The 893-nt window shown below is 61.6% G+C and carries 2 protein-coding genes; both read right to left on the reverse strand.

The features are described 5' to 3' along the window. The coding region (locus tag AC1DXX_RS33350) for a CoA transferase (RefSeq protein WP_478138476.1) at window positions 1-273 on the reverse strand (273 nt) is incomplete at its 3' end. A gap of 30 nt (window positions 274-303) precedes the next feature. Continuing rightward, the coding region (locus AC1DXX_RS33355; protein ID WP_478138477.1) for a phenylacetate--CoA ligase family protein at window positions 304-893 on the reverse strand (590 nt) is incomplete at its 5' end.

Raw genomic sequence — 893 nt, forward strand, 5'->3', positions numbered from 1 at the left:
GAGCACATCCGCATCGTTCAGGAGCATGAGCAGGATCTCGCGTCCCTCGGGGCTGGAGAGATCGAGCGCCATGCCCAGCTTGTTGCGGTTCAGCCCGAGAAAGTAGGAAGCCGCATCGCCCGAGAACGGCGGGCCCCAGAGTCGCGTCTCGTCGCCTTGCGGGGGCTCGACCTTGATGACGGTCGCCCCGTGGTCCCCAAGCAGCTGGGTGCAAAACGGCCCGCCCAGGACCCTGGACAAATCCACCACCTTGATACCGTCCAACGATGACATCTTCTGATTCCTTCTGCGTGAACGAGGAGCTCAGCGATGGAGGACGCGTATGGCCTTCGCCTCGTAGCGAGGCAGGCTTCCTTCGGCATGGCACACCACCTTGCAGGTGAGGCCAAGACGTGCCTTCAACATGGCTTTGACTTCATGTGCGATATCGGACGCCTCGCTTGCTGCGCCGGGTATGCGCTCGATCGCAACCTCGATGTCGTTGAGCGAGCCTTCGGCATCCTTCTTCTCCACATAGACCTGCCAGGCCTCCTTCGCCGTGCCCTGGACACTTGCGATCACGTCCTCGATCTGGGAGGGATAGACCATCACGCCCCTGACCTTGAGCATGTCGTCGCTTCTGCCGATGATCCGACCGATGAGAGGAAAACCCGAGCGCCCGCATGCGCAGCTGTAGGGGTTGGAGGAAAGCCGCACCAGATCCCGGGTGCGCCAGCGGACGACCGGAGAGGCCTGCTTGTCCAGCGTGGTGATGACGATCTCGCCGACTTCTCCGGGAGAGACAGGCAGCATCGTCGAAGGGTCCAGGATTTCCGTGAGAACGGAGTCATCGTTGATGAGGTGCATTTCGTCCGCATCATGCGAATGGGGACAGGACACGCCAAGGATGGGAC

It is taken from the genome of Variovorax sp. P4_B10 (assembly GCF_056402375.1).